Origin of the sequence: Ilumatobacter fluminis (assembly GCF_004364865.1) — a bacterium.
Classification (GTDB): Bacteria; Actinomycetota; Acidimicrobiia; order Acidimicrobiales; family Ilumatobacteraceae; genus Ilumatobacter; species Ilumatobacter fluminis.
Window position 1 is genome coordinate 3,887,380 of sequence record NZ_SOAU01000001.1, and the last position, 19,623, is coordinate 3,907,002.

General features: G+C 67.8%; 23 protein-coding genes and 1 tRNA gene. 12 read left to right on the forward strand and 12 right to left on the reverse strand.

The features are described from left to right. Window positions 1-24 precede the first annotated feature (24 nt). Complete coding sequence (locus BDK89_RS17625; RefSeq protein WP_133870198.1) at window positions 25-630, reverse strand: TMEM165/GDT1 family protein; 606 nt, start codon at window positions 628-630, stop codon at window positions 25-27. Window positions 631-895: 265 nt separating this feature from the next. Here BDK89_RS17625 and rpmB point away from each other — a divergent pair, with 265 nt between their 5' ends. From rpmB to BDK89_RS17645, 4 genes are all read left to right on the forward strand, one after another. Further along, on the forward strand, window positions 896-1,132 hold the full coding sequence (gene rpmB / locus BDK89_RS17630) for a 50S ribosomal protein L28 (protein ID WP_133870199.1): 237 nt from the start codon (window positions 896-898) through the stop codon (window positions 1,130-1,132). Window positions 1,133-1,134: 2 nt separating this feature from the next. Next, a complete protein-coding gene (gene rpmG, locus BDK89_RS17635) occupies window positions 1,135-1,305 on the forward strand; it encodes a 50S ribosomal protein L33 (protein ID WP_133870200.1) in 171 nt (56 codons plus the stop codon). 3 nt (window positions 1,306-1,308) lie between these two features. Continuing rightward, window positions 1,309-1,590, forward strand: coding sequence for a hypothetical protein (locus BDK89_RS17640; RefSeq protein WP_133870201.1), 282 nt, complete (start codon window positions 1,309-1,311; stop codon window positions 1,588-1,590). Between the two features lie 66 nt (window positions 1,591-1,656). Further along, window positions 1,657-2,601, forward strand: coding sequence for a CobW family GTP-binding protein (locus BDK89_RS17645; protein WP_133870202.1), 945 nt, complete (start codon window positions 1,657-1,659; stop codon window positions 2,599-2,601). Here BDK89_RS17645 and BDK89_RS17650 read toward each other — a convergent pair whose 3' ends face one another. Beyond that, window positions 2,602-3,195: a 2'-5' RNA ligase family protein gene (locus BDK89_RS17650; protein ID WP_133870203.1), complete on the reverse strand. Its 594-nt coding sequence runs from the start codon at window positions 3,193-3,195 to the stop codon at window positions 2,602-2,604. A 45-nt stretch (window positions 3,196-3,240) separates the two neighbouring features. Further along, a complete protein-coding gene (aztB, locus tag BDK89_RS17655) occupies window positions 3,241-4,080 on the reverse strand; it encodes a zinc ABC transporter permease AztB (protein ID WP_133871154.1) in 840 nt (279 codons plus the stop codon). A 65-nt stretch (window positions 4,081-4,145) separates the two neighbouring features. Between aztB and aztA the strand changes: the two genes are divergently transcribed. Further along, the gene (gene aztA / locus BDK89_RS17660; protein WP_166657663.1) at window positions 4,146-4,889 is read left to right on the forward strand and encodes a zinc ABC transporter ATP-binding protein AztA; all 744 of its coding nucleotides are present in this window, start codon (window positions 4,146-4,148) and stop codon (window positions 4,887-4,889) included. A gap of 57 nt (window positions 4,890-4,946) precedes the next feature. Here aztA and BDK89_RS17665 read toward each other — a convergent pair whose 3' ends face one another. Continuing rightward, window positions 4,947-6,113, reverse strand: coding sequence for a metal ABC transporter substrate-binding protein (locus BDK89_RS17665; RefSeq protein WP_133870205.1), 1,167 nt, complete (start codon window positions 6,111-6,113; stop codon window positions 4,947-4,949). Window positions 6,114-6,272: 159 nt separating this feature from the next. Here BDK89_RS17665 and BDK89_RS17670 point away from each other — a divergent pair, with 159 nt between their 5' ends. After that, window positions 6,273-6,713, forward strand: coding sequence for a Fur family transcriptional regulator (locus BDK89_RS17670; protein WP_133870206.1), 441 nt, complete (start codon window positions 6,273-6,275; stop codon window positions 6,711-6,713). A 101-nt stretch (window positions 6,714-6,814) separates the two neighbouring features. On the opposite strand, the gene BDK89_RS17675 is transcribed toward BDK89_RS17670, so the two are convergent. Then, window positions 6,815-8,122 (reverse strand): putative zinc-binding metallopeptidase, encoded by a 1,308-nt coding sequence (locus BDK89_RS17675; protein ID WP_133870207.1) that lies wholly within the window; start codon window positions 8,120-8,122, stop codon window positions 6,815-6,817. A 248-nt stretch (window positions 8,123-8,370) separates the two neighbouring features. Between BDK89_RS17675 and trhA the strand changes: the two genes are divergently transcribed. Both trhA and BDK89_RS17685 read left to right on the forward strand, forming a co-directional pair. Then, window positions 8,371-9,054 carry a PAQR family membrane homeostasis protein TrhA gene (gene trhA / locus BDK89_RS17680; protein WP_133870208.1) on the forward strand — a complete coding sequence of 228 codons (684 nt, stop codon included), beginning with the start codon at window positions 8,371-8,373 and terminating at the stop codon, window positions 9,052-9,054. A 112-nt stretch (window positions 9,055-9,166) separates the two neighbouring features. Beyond that, window positions 9,167-9,421: a hypothetical protein gene (locus tag BDK89_RS17685; protein ID WP_133870209.1), complete on the forward strand. Its 255-nt coding sequence runs from the start codon at window positions 9,167-9,169 to the stop codon at window positions 9,419-9,421. Window positions 9,422-9,425: 4 nt separating this feature from the next. Here BDK89_RS17685 and BDK89_RS17690 read toward each other — a convergent pair whose 3' ends face one another. Together BDK89_RS17690 and BDK89_RS17695 are read right to left on the reverse strand one after the other, a co-directional pair. Then, a complete protein-coding gene (locus BDK89_RS17690; protein WP_133870210.1) occupies window positions 9,426-9,707 on the reverse strand; it encodes a hypothetical protein in 282 nt (93 codons plus the stop codon). A 494-nt stretch (window positions 9,708-10,201) separates the two neighbouring features. Beyond that, window positions 10,202-10,274 (reverse strand) — tRNA-Arg (locus BDK89_RS17695). 88 nt (window positions 10,275-10,362) lie between these two features. On the opposite strand from BDK89_RS17695, the gene BDK89_RS17700 reads away from it, so the two are divergent. Further along, window positions 10,363-12,357, forward strand: coding sequence for a phage holin family protein (locus BDK89_RS17700; RefSeq protein ID WP_133870211.1), 1,995 nt, complete (start codon window positions 10,363-10,365; stop codon window positions 12,355-12,357). Window positions 12,358-12,384: 27 nt separating this feature from the next. On the opposite strand, the gene BDK89_RS17705 is transcribed toward BDK89_RS17700, so the two are convergent. The 4 genes from BDK89_RS17705 to BDK89_RS17720 are packed head-to-tail and all read right to left on the reverse strand — an operon-like array spanning window position 12,385 to window position 15,943. Beyond that, window positions 12,385-12,759 (reverse strand): LPXTG cell wall anchor domain-containing protein, encoded by a 375-nt coding sequence (locus BDK89_RS17705; protein ID WP_133870212.1) that lies wholly within the window; start codon window positions 12,757-12,759, stop codon window positions 12,385-12,387. After that, window positions 12,752-14,473 (reverse strand): SulP family inorganic anion transporter, encoded by a 1,722-nt coding sequence (locus tag BDK89_RS17710; RefSeq protein ID WP_208294115.1) that lies wholly within the window; start codon window positions 14,471-14,473, stop codon window positions 12,752-12,754. The genes BDK89_RS17705 and BDK89_RS17710 overlap by 8 nt, the downstream gene beginning before the upstream one ends. 58 nt (window positions 14,474-14,531) lie before the next feature. After that, on the reverse strand, window positions 14,532-15,395 hold the full coding sequence (locus tag BDK89_RS17715) for a YihY/virulence factor BrkB family protein (protein WP_133870213.1): 864 nt from the start codon (window positions 15,393-15,395) through the stop codon (window positions 14,532-14,534). After that, window positions 15,392-15,943 (reverse strand): potassium channel family protein, encoded by a 552-nt coding sequence (locus BDK89_RS17720; protein ID WP_133870214.1) that lies wholly within the window; start codon window positions 15,941-15,943, stop codon window positions 15,392-15,394. The genes BDK89_RS17715 and BDK89_RS17720 overlap by 4 nt, the downstream gene beginning before the upstream one ends. Window positions 15,944-16,077: 134 nt before the next feature. On the opposite strand from BDK89_RS17720, the gene BDK89_RS17725 reads away from it, so the two are divergent. Further along, entirely contained in the window at window positions 16,078-16,461 is a 384-nt protein-coding gene (locus tag BDK89_RS17725; RefSeq protein WP_133870215.1) for an SHOCT domain-containing protein, read from the forward strand. Window positions 16,462-16,496: 35 nt separating this feature from the next. Here BDK89_RS17725 and BDK89_RS17730 read toward each other — a convergent pair whose 3' ends face one another. Then, window positions 16,497-16,754, reverse strand: a complete 258-nt coding sequence (locus BDK89_RS17730) for a GlsB/YeaQ/YmgE family stress response membrane protein (RefSeq protein ID WP_133870216.1) — start codon at window positions 16,752-16,754, stop codon at window positions 16,497-16,499. A 149-nt stretch (window positions 16,755-16,903) separates the two neighbouring features. On the opposite strand from BDK89_RS17730, the gene BDK89_RS17735 reads away from it, so the two are divergent. Next, on the forward strand, window positions 16,904-17,998 hold the full coding sequence (locus BDK89_RS17735; RefSeq protein WP_133870217.1) for a hypothetical protein: 1,095 nt from the start codon (window positions 16,904-16,906) through the stop codon (window positions 17,996-17,998). A 109-nt stretch (window positions 17,999-18,107) separates the two neighbouring features. Next, window positions 18,108-19,607: an arylsulfatase gene (locus BDK89_RS17740; RefSeq protein ID WP_133870218.1), complete on the forward strand. Its 1,500-nt coding sequence runs from the start codon at window positions 18,108-18,110 to the stop codon at window positions 19,605-19,607. The last annotated feature ends 16 nt before the right edge of the window (window positions 19,608-19,623 follow it).

Consider the following 19,623-nt stretch of genomic DNA (forward strand, 5'->3'; position numbering starts at 1 on the left):
CACAATCGATGTGAAGGCTCCTTATCACGCTGCAGTGAGTTCGCGAACGACGTCGACGGCGGCCCAGACCGCCAGGGCGGCGAACACCGCAGCGCCGATGTAGTTGACCCGATGGATCGGCACTCGAGCGACCAACTGGCGGCCGAAGACGGCGGCGATCGCGGCGACGGAGATCAAGGCCAGCCAGGCGCCGACGGCGGTGGCGAACGGAGCACCGCTCTCGGCGGCGAGACTGGCGGTTGCCAGCTGGGTGAGGTCGCCCCACTCGGCGACCACCACAAGACCGAAACTGCCGGCAACCGTGGCGCCGATCGATGCGACCGCCCCGGCGGCGTCATCGTCGATCACGTCCGGTTCGGCCGAGCGCGCCGCCCGCAGCAGGACGGCAGCGCCGACGGCGAACATCACCGTGACGACGGCACCGACGACGGCGTCGGGGAGCAGGCCGATCGCGCTCCCGGCAGCAACGGCCACGACGACATGGACCGCAAAGGCCCCGGCGGCGCCGACCCATACCCACACGGGGCGGTGGTAGCGGGCGACCAACACGATCGTCGCGACCATCGTCTTGTCGGGCAGTTCGGCGGGGAAGACGGTGACGAACGCTCTCGCGGCATCGCTCATCGACATGAATCGGGCTCCTCCTGGTCGTGCCGTGTCGACCCGGAAAACGCTCCGACCGACACGACGATGGACGTCGTACGGTCGAAGGTCTCGCCCACCCGCCGGAGCGGGCCCGCCGACCGGGCGCCCATCGGCGCCAGTGTGTCGATCGACGGCAGGGAGGGCTACTCCCCCTCGATGCCAGCCACCCTACCCCGGCAGGACGGATTCGATGGTTCCACCGTTCGGAATATTCTTTCGGAATCATTCTGATTCTTGCTAGCCTGCTCACATGTCCCGACAATGCCAACTTTTCGGAACGGCTCCTTCCTTCGGCAAGACCGTGTCGCACTCACACCGGCGCTCGAACCGCCGCTTCGGCCCGAACATCCAGTCGAAGCGCTACTACCTCGCGTCTGAGCGCCGATGGATTCGGCTCACCCTGTCGACCCGAGCGATCAAGACGATCGACCGTCGCGGCATCGAGTCCGTCGTCGCCGAGATCCGCCGCAGCGGCCAGAAGGTCTGATCATGGCCAAGACGAGCAGGGAACGTCGTCCGGTCATCGAGCTCCGCAGTGCCGCGGGCACGGGCTACACGTACGTCACGAAGAAGAACACGACCAACAGCCGCGAACGGTTGGTCGTCCGCAAGTACGACCCGGTGATCCGCCGCCACGTCGAGTTCGCAGAGGAACGCTGATGCGTGTCGACGAACGCGACCGGGGAGACCGCTGATGCGATGAGCGACATCGAGAAGTACCTCACGACGACCGAACTGCTCGACTGCCAGGGGCGTGTCCAGCACACGCTCACCTTGATGATCGACGGCAGGGTCAAGATCCGGAGGGCATCGTCGACGATCATCGTCGAGCCCTCGACCGGGCACATCGAGCCGGCCGGATCGATCGTCCCCGACCATGTCCTCCACGCGGTCGGTGAACTCGCCGGCCAGCGAGTGCCGGCGCTGCATCGTCGTCCGACGTGACGGGCGGCCGCGCGACGAGCACGTGGGTACGATCCCCCGCATGCTCCCCTCCCGTCCGCGACGAGCATGACCGCGCCCTACCAGGAGCCCGAATTCCTGCCGTGGGACGGACGGCGCGTCCCGATCACGTTCGTGGGCGGCTACCTGGGCGCGGGCAAGACCAGCGCCATCAACGAGGTGCTCACCGTCGCCGACCGTCCGATCGCCGTCGTCGTCAACGACGCCGGGGCGATCAACCTCGACGCCCGGCTCATCAAGGGCTGCGACGGCGATGCGATCGAGCTGACCGACGGATGCGTGTGTTGCACGTCGATCGACGACATGGGCGCAGCGCTCGACACCATCCGCGCCCGCCCCGAGCCACCCGACCACCTCGTGATCGAACTGTCCGGCATCGCCGAGCCGGACAACGTCACCCCATGGGGCCGGTCGGCCGGCTTCATCCTCGACGGCGTCGTCACCGTCGTCGCCGCCGATCAACTGCTCGACGACGACATGCCCCGCTGGGTCCGGCTCCACCTCGAGGCCCAGATCGGCGCCGCCGACCTCCTGGTGCTCACCAAGACCGACCTCGTCGATCCGGGCGACGCGTCGGAGGCACGGTCACGACTGAGTGCGCTCGCACCGGACATCCCGATCGTCGACGGCAGCCGAGATCGACGGGAGCCGGGGGCGCTCGGACGCTTCATCGCCATCGGCGGACACCGAGACAGCGACCCGAGCGGGGTGCCCGGACCGACGCTGTTCGACCTCCATCAGACCCACTCGGTGCCGATCGACGGACCGATGACGCGAACGGCCGTCGACGATCTGGTCGCCTCGCTGCCCGACCGCTTCGACGGCCGGACCATCGCGCGGGCGAAGGCGATCATCGAACTGGTCGACGGCGACACCACCCGACCCGCGCTCGTCCAGAAGGTGGGTCCACGCTGGGAGGTCACCGACCTCTTCGCCAACGAGCCCTCGCAGCCGACCGACCTCGTCGTGATCACCGTCGACCGCGACGTCTGATCAATCCAGCCGCGGTGACGCCGGCCCGAGCGGCCAGATGTGCTCGGCCCGCCATCCCTCGGCAGGATCGTGGCGCAGCAGCGCGATGTGCGTGACCGTGGCCTCGATCGGCGGTTCCCCGACGAGTTCGTCCCGCAGCGCGATCACCTCGGCCGGCTCGAGGTCGGCGGCGACGGTGAGGTGTGGAATGACCTCGTCGAACAGGCCGCCGTACGGCGGTGTGTCCGGAAACGCGCTAGCGAGCACCTCGGTCAGTTCGAGGAACGGTTCGACGGGGTCGGGCACGAGGTAGACGAGCCCGACCGGGAACGCCGACGTCCGGGCGAACGTCACGTCGAAGGTCGGTACCGCCGCAGCACACTCCCCGATCAACTCCACGTCGGCCTCGTCGACCGTTGGCCGGAACGGGAACAGCACGGTGACGTGCGCCGGAATCGCCGGGTCCTCGTGGTCGGGTCGACGTCGCCGATACCGCTCGAGCAGCGCCTCCGCCTCGGGGACGACCACGACGATCGCCGTCTCGGAGACCGCACGTGGGAGCCGTTCGTGCGACACCTCGTTCGTCACACCCTGTTCGGGGCCGTCCGATCCCATCGCTGCCCGAAGATACCGCTCTGCCACCGACCGCTCCGAGACGCGTCAGGCGAGTCGTGCGTGGCGATACTCGCGAACGGCGCGGATGATCTCCACACCGGCCAAGACGACGAAGAACTGAGCGACACTCAATCCGGCCATCGTGGCGCCGCCGGCGGTCCCGTAGTGGAAGCTGATCGTCAGTCCGGCCACGACGGCGACCGCACCGAACACCATCGACACGATCATCATCACCGGCACCCGATTGGTGAGCAGCGAGGCGGTGGCCGGCGGCCCGACCAGGAGGCCGAAGACCAGCAGCGTGCCGACGGCCTGGAAGCTGGTGACGATGCTGATCGCGATCAGGACGAGCATGGCGACGTGCGCCGCCGTCGGCCTCATGCCGAGCGACCGAGCCTTCATGCGGTTGAAGGTGAGCGCGAGGAACGGGCGGTAGAGCACAACGGTCGCGATCACGACGACCGCCGCGCCGATCATCTGTGCGCGGATGTCGTCGCGCGACACGCCGAGCACGTCACCGAACAGCAAGGCGGTGACCTCGGTGGCGAACGAGCGCGCCTTGGAGACGATCACGATGCCGAGCGACAGCATCCCGACGAACAGCAGACCGATGCTGGCATCCTCACGAATTCGGGTGCGGGACGTCACGACCGAGATCAGGATGCCCATGACCGCCGCGGCGACGAGCGCTCCGATCACCGGGTTGAAACCCCAGAGGACGGCGAGCGCTATGCCCGGGATCACGCCGTGGGCGAGGGCATCGCCGAGGAACGACAGTCCGCGGAGCACGACCCAGGTCCCGACGAGCGAGGTCGCCACGACGGCGAGCAATGCGCCGACCAGCGCACGCTGCATGAACGCCGGCTCGAAGGCGTCGAGGACCATCTGCACAGTGCGACGATAACGCCAACCCGACAACTTTCGGACTGGTTCTCGATAACGTCGCAGTCGTGTCTGCCGCCGCCGTACTCACCGACGTCCACGTCGACTACGGCTCGATCCACGCGGTCGGCCCGCTCTCGCTCGAGGTCGAGGCCGGTTCGTCGGTGGCGATCATCGGCCCGAACGGTTCCGGCAAGTCGACCCTGCTCAAGGTCATCGCCGGCGTGATCGATCCGACGAGCGGATCGTGCGAGACGTTCGGGGCGACGCCGGCGATCGTGCTGCAGTCGACCGACGTCGACCCGAGCCTCCCGCTCACGGTGCGCGACGTCGTCGCGATGGCGCGGTATCCGCGGCTCGGCCTGTTCCGCCGCCCTGGCGCCGACGACCGCACGACGGTCGAGGCAGCCATGGATCGTCTGGAGATCAGCGACCTGGCCGGGCGCCAGATCCATCAGCTGTCGGGCGGCCAGCGTCAGCGGGCCTTCGTCGCCCAGGGCCTCGCCCAGGACTCGCCGACGCTCCTCCTCGACGAACCGCTCACCGGCCTCGACGTGCGGTCACGTTCGATCATCACCAGCGTCATCGACGACGAGCACGCGAAGGGCCGCACGGTCATCACGACCACGCACAACTTCGAGGACGCTGGGCGCTGCGAGCAGGTGCTCCTCCTGGCGACCCGGTTCGTCGCCTTCGGTCCGCCCGACGAGGTCTTCACCGAGGACAACCTCCGGACGGCGTTCGGGGGCCGCTTCGTTCGCGTCGGCGACGCGTTGATCCTCGACGATCCGCATCACGATCACGGGCACTGAAAACGCAAGACGGCCGCCCCACCCGGAGCCCGGGAGGAGCGGCCGTCGTCGGTTCGTTCAGCTCAGTGCGCCGCTGATGCGCTCGGCGTTCACCCGCTGCATGTCGAGGTAGTTGTCGCCCTCGGTGCCGGGCTCCGTCAGCGACCCGGACAGCAGCTCGACGACCTCGACGCCGCCGGCTTCCTCGGCGAGCACCTGGATCAATTCGTCCGACGCGGTGTTGTCGGAGAAGACGGCCGGGACGCCCTCGGCCTCGACCAGCTCGACGAGTTCGGCGAGTTCGCCGCCGCTCGTGCCGTCGACGGTCGAGCCGGACGGGACGACTGCGCCGATCTGCTCGAAGCCGTAGGCGTCGGCGAAGTAGCCGTAGGCCTCGTGGTTGGTGACGAGCTTGCGGCCGTCCTCGGGCACCTCGGCGACCAGTGCCTCGATCTCGTCGTTCAGCGCGGTCAGCTCTGCGACGTAGGCCTCGGCCGATGCGTCGACGGCGGCCGGGTCGGCGAACTCGACGGTCTCCTGCAGGAAGACAACGATGCCGTCGACGGCGGCTGCCATCCGCATCGGGTCGGTCCAGAAGTGCGGGTCGTCACCGGAGTGGTCGTGATCGTGATCGTCATGACCCTCCTCGTCCTCGTCATGGGCGTGATCCTCGTCCTCGTCATGGGCGTGATCCTCGTCCTCATCATGGGCGTGATCCTCGTCCTCATCATGGGCGTGATCCTCGTCCTCATCATGGGCGTGATCCTCGTCCTCATCATGGGCGCCTTCGCCGAACTCGATCGTCTCGACGGCGCTCAGCGCCTCGAAGGTGGGGACGCCGTCGGCCTCGGCCGACTCGATCACGTCGAGCAGGCTCTCTTCGAGCGAACCACCGTTGACGATCAGGGCGTCGGCACTCATCAGGACGTCGATCTCCTGGGCCGACGCCTGGAAGCTGTGTGGATCGGCACCGACCGGCATGATCGTGACGACCTCGGCCGCATCGCCGACGGCGTTGCTGACCACGTCGCCCAAGATGTTGGTCGTCACGACGATCGTCGGCAGTTCGCCGGACGCTTGGTCAGCGGGCTCGTCGGTCGCAGCTGTGTCGGCAGCGGCGTCGTCCGACGTCTCGGTCTCGGCAGCCGGTTCGTCGGCGGTGTCGTCGTCCGAGCCGCAGGCCGCGAGGACGAGGCCCGCCGAGGCGACGATGGCGACGTTCGCCTTGGTCATGAGCTTCCGCATGTGGTGATTCTCCCCTGAGGATAGGATTCGTTCCCAGCAACGCTAACCCCTACTGAGAATGGGTCCCACCCCGATCGCACGAAATCCCCGTGTGACGGACGCCCGACCGCGCCGAACCGGTCCGTGCGATGACTCGGATTCTCAGCTATTCTCATTTGCGTGTCGGATCATCACACCATCGCTCGACGTCAGATGACCGCTGCGGGGCACATGTACACCCGTGGCCGACAGGAACTCGTCGACCTCCTGACCGAGATCGGCGCCCCGGCGACGATGCCGATGCTGCTCGAGCGGGCGCCGAAGCTCGTGCAGAGTTCGCTGTACCGGAACCTCGCCGTCATGGAGGAAGCGGGCCTCGTCACCCGGCTCGACGTCGGCGACACGAAGTCGTACTACGAGCTGAGCGAACTGGTCACCGACGACCACCATCACCACCTCGTCTGCAAGGACTGCAACTCGGTGGTCGACGTCAATCTGTCCGACCGTGCGGAACGCAGCATCGAGAAGTCGCTCGACTCGGCCGCCACCGAGGCCGGCTTCGAACTCGTCGATCACCGCATCGACCTGATCGGCACCTGCGCCGACTGCAAGACGGCCTGAGCCGGGCGCACCACCTGATGCTCCAGGCACGGACCGAACCCGCGGCAACCCGAGCGTGTCGCCGGCACGGGTCCGCCACCTCGAAGGCGTGACACGGCGGATCACTCGTTCGCGTAGAACCGATCCCGTTTGGTGTGCGCTGCGACCTGGTCGTGGACGAAGGTGAGCTTGTCGACCACCGCTCCCGCAGGCTCGAACGGGTAGACGGCCGGCGCGCCGACCGTCTCGGCGATGGCGTTCACCGCAGCGCTGATCGGTCGCCACGCATCGAGGATGTCGGCAAAGGGAAGTGTCGCGACCGCATCGGTGACCAGCATGCCAGCGCGATCCGCCGGCACGAGATCGTGGGCGGCTGCGGTGTCGACTGCGTCGACGATGTGCAGGTAGTGCGCGAACGTCTCCGCCCAATCTTCGAGTGGGTGAGAGCTGGCATAGCCGGTCACGAACCGTGCTCGATCCCACGTGGACGATGCCCCCGCGTAGTAGGCATCGACCGCGACGCGGTAGTCGTCTCGCTCGTCGCCGAACAGCCGGCGGAACACACCGATGTCGTTGCTCTGACCGACGAGTCGGAGCCAGTAGTAATGACCGATCTCGTGTCGGAGATGACCGATGACGGTTCGGAACTGCTCGCCCAACCGCCGCCGAAGGCCATCCCGATGACCGTCATCGGCCTCGGCGAGATCGAGTGTGACCAAGCCGTCGAGGTGGCCGGTGATCCCGCCTTCGCCCGGGAGGTACACGAGGTCGAACACCAACCCATCCGGCATCGACGCCGAGTCGATCTCGATGGGCAGGGCGAACTCGTCGAGTTGGTGGATGAGGCGGCGCTTCGCGGCTTCGACCGTGGCCCAGGCGGCGATCGCATCGGGCCGGCCGGTGTCCGGGCGTCCTCGCGTCAGCCGGCACGAGCGACACCAGGTCTCTCCCGAATCCACGGGAAGCATCCAGTTGCAGCCCCAGGCTGCGTTGAGACAACGCCACATCGGGCGCTCGCTCCGGTCACCAGGCGCATCGAGATGGAACACAGACGGATCGGTCGACGCCTGGAGTACGCGAGGCCTCCGGTCCCCCGGGACGTATCCGACCGTGGCTCGACAGCCGGCACATTCATGCGCGTCGAACGCCAGCACCGCTTCGCAGCGGTCACAGTGGAAGACGCGCATCAGCGCACAGCCCGAACCGTGATCATCGTGCTCGCCGGCCGACCTCGACGAGCACGACGTCGGCGTCCGGATCTCGATCCACCCCGTGCCTGTCGGCGGAAGTCGAGTGCTGAACAGGATGGGTGGTGATTCATGAACGCTCCTCGAACCTGTCGGCTCGGTCCGAGGCGTCGAGCCTGCACGGGGCGACAGCACTCTCGGCCGTCCTGCCCAAGCGAGGCGACTCATCCCAAGGATGCCCATCGTACCGCGCAAGGAGCGCCTCGGTCGTTCGAGTCCGGTCGGGTGGCTCGCGGGTCCGTCCGGGAAGACGACGGTTCGCACGACGCCGCCGGACCCGGCATCCCGCCCGCGCCCGACGGATGTCGGCTCGTGATGGTACGGTCCGGGCGGGACGAGTCGCCTCGTTTGGGCAGGACGGCCGAAAGTGCTGTCGCCCCGTGCAGGCCTGACGCCTTGACCCGGACCACGAACGGTTCTGGGAGGTCAACGTGGGCAGGGAGCAGGCAGGAGCGGTCGCCCGACCGCTGGACGACGCGCTGGGCACCTCTGCGCGTCCGACCTGGCGGGGCCGCCTCCACCTCGTTGCGCTGGTGTTCGCCGTTCCGCTGGTCACCGGTCTCGCCATTCAATCGGACGGTGGCCGCGCGCGAGCCGGTGTGATCATCTACGCCGTCGGGCTGTGCTCGACGCTCGCGGTCTCGACGACCTATCACCGATGGGTTCACACGGTTCGAGCGCGAGCGCGCTGGCGGCGACTCGACCATGCCACGATCTTTGCACTGATCGCCGGAACTTGTTCGGCGCTCGCACTCACCACACTGAACGCCGGTCGTGCGGTCGCGGTGTTGATCGCGATCTGGTTCGCCGCATCTGTCGGAGCAGTGCTCAAGCTCAGCCACTTCGAACGTGCCAGCCGACTCGGGCCGGTCGTCTACATCGCAATGGGATGGTCGGGCGTCGCGCTCGCGCCGGCGATCTGGCAGCGGGGCGGCACGCTCGCATTCGTCTGTTTCGTCGCCGGAGGACTCGTCTACACGGTGGGCGCCATCGGCTTCGCTCGCCGATGGCCGACGTTACGTCCGGCGACGTTCTCCTATCACGAGGTGTGGCACGCGTTCACGATCGCGGCGGCCGGACTGCACTTCGCGACGATCACCACCCTGTCCACCTGAGACGCAGAAGCCCGATCATGCACAAGCTCCGAACCGAGATCGCCCGCTCCGAGACAACCGCAGCTCCCCGCAGGACAGTCAGCGTTCGCAGCCCGGACCGAGGTGACGACGCATGATCCGGCGACGATGGAACGACCTTCGAGTGGGCCAGCACGTGCTCGTCCACGACGACGACGACCCGGCCCTCTCCTTGGCAGCCGGCCAGGTCACCAACGTCGACCGGGCAACAGGTTCCAATGAGGTCACGATCCGCATCGCCCCCGTCAACGGACCGGAACGGCTCGTTCGGCCCAGCCGGCTCGCCGTGCACTTCGACACTGGCGAGCCGGCCGAGCGATGCTGGCGCTGCGAGATGCGGTACCCGTAGCCGATCAATCGACCGACTCGCGAGCAGCCTCGATCGCCGCACGCGGATCGCGATGTCCGGCATCCGGGTCGACGAGCGACGCGCTGAACAGGTTGATCGCCGCCAGACGTTGCGACGGCGTGAGGTCGGCATCCATGATCCGGTCGACCGAAGGCGCCAGGTAGCGAGACTCTTGCACGATGCGGTGAGCGACCTGCTCGACCGGATCGAGATCCTCCGACGGCGAATCGCCGCTGTACCAACGAGTCGGCTTCGGCTTCTTGGTCCTCTTCTCGGAAGCGGCCATTTCTCTCTCTTTTCTGTCGGGAGCACCGACGTGGTGCTCGACGCGTCTCGTCACGTCAAGCCAGACGGATCCGGCACGGGTTCGTCAGACGCTCGGGAATGGTCAGGTGCTGAACGCCCCGGACCGCCGGCACGCCCTCGTCCAGGCTCGGCGGGTCGCCAGCCGAGGTCGGTGACCTGCTGCTCGTCAGCGTTCACGGCGCCGCGTTCGTGCGCGCTCGCGACCGGGACGGCTACTGATCGATCGCCCGATGAGGTTGTTGGGTTGTCGGCATCGCCGTCCTTCCTCGCGTGGAACTCGGAGGAGGCGTCGAGCCTGCACGGAGCACAGCCTCGACGGCCGGGCTGCCCAAGCGGGCGACTCACCCAAGGGAACCCACGAAACTTACCATGCGTGGTCGCGGGTCGCGTTCTGCGCGAGCAGAACCACGCTGTCGTCGGTGGGTCCGTGTCCCGGTCGTTACCGTCCCGCAGCGCCGGCGTGATCGAGCAGGGTGCCCCAGGCAGGGATCGAACCTGCGACGCACGGTTTAGGAAACCGACGCTCTATCCACTGAGCTACTGGGGCTGGGCCCCGTCGCCGGGGCGGCCACAGTGTACGAACGATCGGCGCCGTCAGTCGCGCCGCGAGGCGTGACGTAGTGTTCGAGCGTCCTATGGCCGAGCACACGACACTCCTGCGCGACGACGAACTCCGCCCCGGTTGGCGGCAGACGCTCGGACGCAGCGTCGTCGTCGTCATCGCCAACGCGCTCGCGCTGTGGCTGCTCGCGGCCTTCCTCGACGGCTTCGTCCTCGACGACCTCACCTCGACGCTGATCGCAGGTCTGGTCATCGGCCTCCTCAACGCGCTGGTGTGGCCGGCGCTGGCCTTCCTCGTGGTCCCCCTGTCGGTGCTGACACTCGGGATCGGGGCGATCGCCGTCAATGCGTTCGTCGTCGGGGTCGCGCTCGACCTCGTCCCCGGGACCCACGTCGACGACTTCTGGACCGCGCTCGTGATCACGATCGGCCTCACGATCGTGACGACGATCGTGTCGCGCCTCATGGCGATCGACGACGACGCCTGGTTCGACGAGCACATGGCCCACCGTGCGCGTCGTCGACGCAAGCACGCCACCACGACCGAGGTGCCCGGCATCGTCTTCGTCCAGGTCGACGGCGTCGCCGAGGTCGTGCTGCGACGAGCCCTGGCCTCGGGTGACGCGCCGACGCTGCACTCGTGGCTCACCCGGGGCAGCCACGCGCTGACCTCGTGGGAGACCCAGTGGTCGTCCCAGACCGGCGTCTCCCAGTGCGGCATCCTTCACGGCTCGAACGACGGCATGCCCGCATTCCGTTGGGTCGAGCGATCGACCGGCACGCTGATGGTCTCGAATCGTCCGGCATCCGCCGCCGAGATCGAGCGGCGCCACAGCGACGGCAACGGCCTGCTCGCCCACAACGGGTCGAGCTACGGCAATCTCTTCAGCGGCGACGCCGAGCGGGCCGTCCTCACCATGAGCGGCGCCGGTCGCATCAAGGAGGGCCGCATCGGTGCCGGGTACGGCCGCTACTTCGCCCGCCCGTCGAACGCCGTCCGCAGCCTCGTCGCCGCCGTGGTCGATTTCACACGCGACCGCCGAGCCGCCCGCGACCAACGCCGTCGCGACGTCCAGCCCCGCATCGAACGCAGCATCGTCGACTCGCTCCTCCGCGTGTTCACCACGGTGATCAGCCGCGACGTGTGCGTGAACGGCATCCTCGCCGACATGGCCGAGGGACGAGCGGCGATCTACGTCGACCTGCTCGGCTACGACGAGGTGTCGCACCACTCGGGCACCGAACGGGCCGACACCCTCGGCGTGCTGCGCGACATCGACCGCCAGATCGGCCGCATCGAGCGGGCGATCAGGTGGGCACCACGCCCGTACCACATCGTGGTGCTGTCCGATCACGGCCAGACCCAGGGCGAGCCGTTCGCCCACAAGTACGGCGAGAGCCTCGAAGCAATGGTGTCCCGCCTCACCGGTCGCAGCACCGCCGTCGACCCCGACTCCGAAGCGGGCAAGACCGAGTCGACCGCGTGGTTTCGATCGGCCCGCGGCGACGACGATCACGAGCTGTCCGACGGATCCGTCACCGTGCTCGGGTCGGGCGGCATCGGGCTCGTGTACCTCCCGGGCAAGGCACGCTGGACGCTCGAACAGATCGAGGAGCGCTACCCCGACCTCGTCGCCGAGCTCCAGGCCCATCCCGGCATCGGCTTCGTGCTCGTGAAGTCGTCGGCGCACGGCGCGGTCGTGCTCGGACCGACCGGTCGCCGATTCCTCGACCGCCCCGCTGACGACCCGGGCGCCGTCGAGGGTGACGACCCGCTCGCCGCGTACGGACCGAGTGCGGTGCGTCAGGTGAGCGAGGTCGACGCCTACGAGCACGTCGCCGACCTGATGATCAACTCGACGTACGACCCCGAGACCAACGAGCTGCCGGCGTTCGAGCACCAGGTCGGTTCGCACGGCGCCCTCGGCGGGCCGCAGACCCACCCGTTCGTGATGCACCCGGTCGAGCTCCCGATGGCCGACGACACCATCCACTCGGCCCCCGAACTCCACAAGGTCCTGAAGGGCTGGCTGGCCCACGTCGGCCAACCCGTCACCGTCCGACCCTGACCGTCGAGGCCGGTCGCGACCGGTGCGTCAGATGACTTCGGAGGTGGTGGGCCAGTCGTCGTTCGGGTGGGGCGGGCCGTCGTCGTGTTCGTGGCGCCGGAGCATCCACCATGCCGCCACGGCGATCAGCACGAGCGCCGCGATGATGCCGATCCATGTGATCGTGGTCGCGTCGGCCGAACCCGTGCCGTCGACGCCGATCAACCCGCCGGGCGCCGTGGTGTCGACCGGCACCGTCGTGTCGGGTGTCGTCGGTGGCGAGGTGTCGACCGGCTGGGTCGTGGCGGTCGACGCGACCGTCTCGTCGGGGGCCGTGGCGACACCGACCGCCGGGTTGATGACCAGCAGTACCGCCGCCGCCATGGCCGCCGAAGCCGCCCGTCGAACCCGTTGATCACCCATCGGTGCCATCCTCCTGCCGGTCGTCCGCCGTTCGTTCGTCGATCCATGTCGTTGCGTCGCGGTAGGCGCGTCTCGACGCCTCGCCGATGAACGTCGTGCTGCGATAGATCCGGCGAGGACCGATCAGGTCGGCGTCGATGACCGACCGGATCTGGCGGGCGACGCGATCGCTGTCGGTCACGATCACGAGCCGACCGTCGACCTCACGCAGATCGGCAGCGTACGTGCGAAGGAGATCCATGACGGTGGCGCCGGCGTCGTCGGCCCCCCGGATGCGGAGGATCACGACGGCGTAGCGCGAGTCGGGCACCACGTCGGGGAGTTGATCGCGCAACGTCTGCGCCGTGGCGAAGAACAGCGCGCCGTAGGGCTGCAGCACGGTCACCTCGGCCCCCGGCAGCGTCGGCGGGGGGTCGGTCTGCTCGACACGTCCGTCGTCGTGGATGACGAGCCGCTTCGTGACGAGCCGGCTCGACTGGCCGACGACGAAGAGCAGCACCGAGATGCCGACGCCCACCAGCACGGAGTACTGGAGTGGGATGACCAGTGTGAGGACGAACGTGATCGACATCACCGTCAGCGGGACCGTGCCGGTTCGAGCGACCGACATCACCCGGCTCGGCTTGATCGTGCCGAACCCGACGACGATCAGCAGCGCGGCGAGCGATGGCATCGCGACGAATGCGACGACGTCGGCGAGCAGCAGGATGACGAGGGCCATCGTGACCCCGGCGAACACGAGCGACGTCCGTGTCTTGGCGCCGGCTCCGGCGACGAGCGAACTCGCCGACATCGAGCCGCCCACGGGCATCCCCTGGAACAGGCCGGCGACGATGTTGCCGGCGCCCTGGCCGACGAAGTCCTGCGACACGTCGGGTTCGCTGCCGTCGGGGTTCGGGAAGCCGGCCGAGACGCCCGCTCCTTGCACCAGGCCCACGAACGCGAGTGACGCCGCGGGGATCAGCATCCCGAACATCTCACCGAAGACGGGCATCGTGATGAACGGCAGCGATCGCGGCACGTCGGCGATGTCGGCGACGAGGGCCACATTGCGGTCGAGCGCCCCGAACACGGCAGCCAGGATCGAGCCGACGCCGACGGCGACCACGAGGCCCAGTGCCCCGAGGAACGTCTTCTGCAGCGCGACGATCAGCACGATCGTCACCACGCCGACCGTCACCGATGCGACGTCGACCCGCCACAGGTGGGTGAGCAGGTCGAGTGCGCGGGCGATCCGGCCTCCCCCGTCGGCCGCGTAGCCGGTGAAGTTGTCGAGCTGGCCGAGGATGATGTTGACGCCGACGGCGGAGATGAAGCCCGTCATGACCGAGTTCGAGACGAAGCGCAGGAATCCGCCGAGTTTGAGGAGGCCGGCGAGGATCATCACGAGTCCGGTGACGATCGACAAGGTGAACAACGACCTCGCCGGGTCGTCCCGCCCCGCGAGATCGACGTCGGCGACGATGATCGACATCGCACCGGTCGCCTGCACCGCCATGAAGGCCGTGCTGGTGAACAGGGCGGCGCCCACCATCCCGTACAGGTAGCCGTACAGGCCGAAGACCGGGTTGACCCCGGCGAGGAGGCCGCTCGCCAGACCGTCCGGGACGCTCTCGACCCCGAGCACGAGGCCGGCCATGCCGTCGTCTTTCAGCGTGTCGCGCCGGAACCACCGCTTCGGCGAGGCGATCGGGTAGCGGGTCAGGAACTGCATGGCGACGGGCCAACCGTACGTGAACCGACCACGGCGGCGAATCGTCCGGATCGGGTGATCAGCCGGACACCCAGCGGTTCGGCGACTCGGCCAACACGCGCGACAACTGGACGCCCGCCAGCAGGATCTGGGCTTCGTAGTAGATCCAGAGGAGCACGGCGACGGGCGTGGAGGCGACGCCGCCGACCGACGACGCCCCGACGGTTCGCAGATACCAGCCGATCATGGCGGTACCGATCACGAGGAAGGCACTGGTGACGAGCGACGCGATGATGATCGGCCGCCACCGAACGCCGATCGTCGGCAGGTACTTGAAGAGCAGCGTCAGGGCGACGACGAGCACACCCCAACTCATGAGACTGGCGAAGATCGACGCCAGCGCCTGCAACCCGGGCGCCGAACCGGGCACCAGCCGCTCCAACAGGCCGGCTGCGGCCTGCACGGCCAGTGCGACGACGATCGTCGACGCTGCACCCAGGAGCACGGCGAGCGAGATCAACCGGCGGCGAACCGACGAGCGGATGCCTGCACGAACGGGGACGTCCCAGATCTGGTGGAAGGCGTCCTCCAGAGCGAGGAAGAACAGTGAGCCGGTCACGAGCAACGAGCCGACACCGATCAGCCCGATCGACGAGCCGGCGTCGCCGTCGACCGTGTCGAAGAACGACGTGACCGCTCCGGCTGCGTCGGGGCCGGCGGCCTCGACGATCCGGTTCGTGAGATCTTGTTCGACCGTGGCCGAGCGACCGAAGATGCGCAGCAGGCCGATCGACACGGCGATCACCGACGTGAGCGAGAACAACCCGTAGTAGGCGAGCCCGGCACCGAGCCGGATCGTCCGGTCGTTCCGCCACGACTCGTAGGTCTCCATGACGATGTCGCGGATCTCACGCAGGATCGACGTCGGACGGAGGTCGGTCATCGACGGTCGACCCGCTTGCGAGCGGCGTAGAGCAGCGATCGAGCGGCAACGCCCAACACGACCACGTTCGTGATCATCTGGAGCATCACGATGATGCGCGCCGTCTCGGTGGAGGCGGAGATGTCACCGAAGCCGACGGTCGTGGCCGTCGTCACCGAGAAGTACAACGCGTCGGTCCGAGACAGCACCTCACTGAACGCGGCCTCGTCGACGTGGGACAGGTAGGCGTAGGCCGACGCGAACGAGGCGAGCACGACGGCGACGACGACGGCGAGCACTTCGAACACGCGCAGCATCGGGTACTGCGCTCGCAAGATGTACTGGATCGAGATCACCGTGCCGACGACCACGATGACGAGGCTGATGCCCAACCGGATCACGATCTCGGCGAACTCGGAACTGTCCCAGGGCACGAAGTAGTAGAGGGCGACCACGAGCGCCACCAGCGCAGTGCACACCAGCGCGGTCTTGGCGATCATGCGTCGCCGGAGGTGCGGTGGCAGATCTTCGAGCCCCCGCGGAGCCGGCGTATCGGTCTGGTCGCTCACGATGCCCGCACGCTAGTGCGGCCCGCACGCCCGGTCCGTGCCTGCGGCGGTCGGTTCACCGGTGCGTCGCCGCCGATCGGGTAGCTTCGTCGCGCCCGGATCAGCCGGTCCGGCCCAAACGAAAGGTTCCCCCGATGCTGGCATTCTCGCTCTGGAACGCGATCTGGATCGTGTTCGTGTCGTTCGTGTTCATCGCCGTGCTGATGATGATGTTCTCGGTCATCACCGACATCTTCCGCGACCACGAACTGAGTGGGTGGGGCAAGGCCGCATGGCTGATCGCCCTGCTGTTCTTCACGTTCCTCACCCTGATCGTCTACGTCATCGTCCGTGGCGACGGCATGGTCAAGCGCAGCGCCAAGGAGCAGGTCGAGGCCAAGCAGTCGTTCGACGCCTACGTGCGCGACGTCGCCGGCGGCGGTGCCGCCAGCGAACTCGAGAAGGCGAGCGCCCTGCACAACGAGGGCAAGATCGACGACGCCGAGTACGCCGCCCTCAAGGCCAAGATCCTCGGCTGACGAACGCCCGAACCGGGTCGTCCGAGCCGCGCGGCTCAGGCGGCCCGGCGACGGGCGAACTGCCAGCCGGCGGTCACGACCAACGCACCGACCAGCGAGCCGATGAAGCCCGTCGGTCGAAGCTCGATGCCGTCACCGGCGAGCAGCGAGAACAGCAGCCCGCCGACGAACGAGCCTGCGATACCGGCGATCAGCGCCATCGCCCAGTCGGTCGTCTGGCTGTTGGCACCGAGAATGATCTGGGCGATCCAGCCGACGAACATGCCGGCGGCGATGATGGCGAGAATGAGCATGCGGCCTCCTGGGATCGCGAGCACGATTGCGAGCACGGAGATCGTAGGCCGAGAACGGCCCGATCCGCGAGAATGCTCGGCAGAACCCCGACCGATCCCGCCGGTCACTCCGCAGTCCACCACGGACGACACGACGAACGGATACCGACATGAGCGACGAGACGAGCAACGACATGAGCACCGACATGAGCGACGCCCCGTCGCCATCCAACCCGCTGAGGTCGACCGGCACCGCACTGGTCGGGGTGGCGGCGATCGTCTGCCTCGTCGGCGGCATCCTCGGTCTGTGGACCGTCCAGACGGCGACCGACTCCGAGCGGTTCGAGGAACGGGTCGAGGAGCTCGTCCAGGACGAAGAGATCAGTGACGCACTCGCTCGTCGTGTCGTGACCGAGATCGCGGAGGGGATCGGTATCCGAGATGCGGTCGTCGAGGTGCTGCCCGAATCCCTCGAACCGGCTGCCGACTTCCTCCTCGCCGGCGTCCGTTCCCGTGTCGACGACCGCGTGGCCGAATTGATCCGGACCGACGAGGTCGCGGCAAGCGTGGCCACCGTCGCCGGCACGGCGCACGAGGCAGCGATCGCCGTCCTCGACGGCGACAACAGCATCGACGGCGTCGACATCAGCGACGGCGAGGTCACGATCAACCTGCTGCCGCTCACGAACCGGGCGCTCGGACTGCTCCAGGACGAGTTCGGACTGTTCGGCGACGTCGACCTCCCCGACATGGACCGCAGTGGCGACCCGGACGAACAGCGTGCGGCGCTCGAGGCGGCGTTCGATCGCGACCTCCCGGACGACTTCGGCACGCCGGTGATCTTCCAGAGCGAGCGGCTCGACGAGGTCGGCTCGGAAGTGCAAGCGTTGCGCGACGTGTTCCAGCTCGCGAAGCGTGCGTTCTGGATCCTGCTCCTCGCCGGTGTCGCGCTCACCGGTCTCACGATCTGGTTGGCCCGCCAGCGTTGGCGGGCGGCCTGCTACCTGGTGGCGGGCCTCTTCGCGACGACGCTGGTCGTCAGCGTGACCGGCAACCAGGCGAGCGACCGGCTCCCCGACGTCGTCGAGTCACCCGGCGCCCGAGCCACCGTGAGCAACATCACCGCTGCGCTGACCGACGACCTCGACCAAACGCTCTTCGCCTACTCGATCGTCGCCTTGATGGTGCTGGTCGCCGCCGCTGTCGTCCTCATCGGCGCTCCGTGGGCGACGCGGCGCAACGCTGATCGGGCAGATGCCGAGTAAGCCCGGGCGGTTCACCGAAAACAAACGCGTTCTTTTCCCTCCCGCCCTTCCCGGTCACGAGAGGCGCGGCTAACTTCGGCCGTTCCATCACTTGTGACCTGGAGGTCTCATGGCCGACAAGCCGAACATCCTCATCATCTGGGGCGACGACATCGGGATCAGCAACCTCAGCTGCTACAGCGACGGGATGATGGGGTACCGCACCCCGAACATCGACCGCATCGCCGACGAAGGCGTTCGCTTCACCGACTACTACGGCGAACAGAGCTGCACCGCCGGCCGGGCCGCGTTCATCAGCGGCCAGAACCCGTACCGCACCGGGCTCACGAAGGTCGGCATGCCGGGCGCTGCGGTCGGCTACCAGGCCGAGGACCCCACGATCGCCACGGCGCTCAAGGCCGAGGGCTACGCCACCGGCCAGTTCGGCAAGAACCACTTCGGCGACCGTGACGAGCACCTGCCGACCATGCACGGCTTCGACGAGTTCTTCGGCAACCTCTACCACCTCAATGCCGAGGAGGAACCCGAGCAGCCCGACTACCCGACGCCCGACGAGCTGCCGAACTTCCACCAGCGCTTCGGCCCGCGCGGCGTGCTGAAGACGTGGGCGAACGGTGACGGCACCCAGCGCATCGAGGACACCGGCCCGCTCACCAAGGAGCGGATGAAGACGACCGACGAGGAGTTCCGCGACGCCACGATCGACTTCATGCGTCGTCAGGCCGACGCCGACACCCCGTTCTTCTGCTGGTTCAACACGACCCACATGCACTTCCGCACCCACACCCGGGAAGAAGACATCGGGCGAGCCGGCCGGTGGCAGTCGCCCTACCACGACACGATGCTGTACCACGACGACATCGTCGGTGAGGTGCTCGACGCGCTCGACGAACTCGGCATCGCCGACAACACGATCGTGATGTACTCGACCGACAACGGCCCGCACATGAACTCGTGGCCCGATGCCGGCATGACGCCGTTCCGGAACGAGAAGAACTCGAACTGGGAGGGCGCCTACCGCGTGCCGTGCGTGGTGCGCTGGCCCGACAAGATCCCGGCCGGCTCGGTCCTGAACGGCATCGTCAGCCACAACGACTGGTTCGTCACCCTGCTCGCGGCCGCCGGCAACACCGAGATCGCCGACCAGCTCAAGGCCGGCACCGAACTGAACGGCCAGGAGTTCAAGGTCCACCTCGACGGGCACAACCAGCTCGACTACATCACGGGCCAGACCGACGAGAGCCCGCGGCAACACTTCTTCTACGTGTCCGACGACGGCGACCTCACGGCGCTGCGGTTCCACAACTGGAAGTTCGTCTTCATGGAACAGCGTGCGACGGGCACCTTGCAGGTCTGGATGGAGCCGTACGTCGAACTGCGCATCCCGAAGATCTTCAACCTCCGCACCGACCCGTACGAACGGGCCGACCAGACGTCGAACACCTACTACGACTGGATCATGGACCACGCGTTCATGCTCGTGCCGGCCCAGATGTACGTGGCCCAGATGCTCGCGACACTCGTCGAGTTCCCGCCCCGCCAGGCACCGGCGTCGTTCAGCATCGACCAGGTGATGGCGAAGCTGCAGGCCGGCATCGGCAGCGACTGATCACCACCCCGACCGA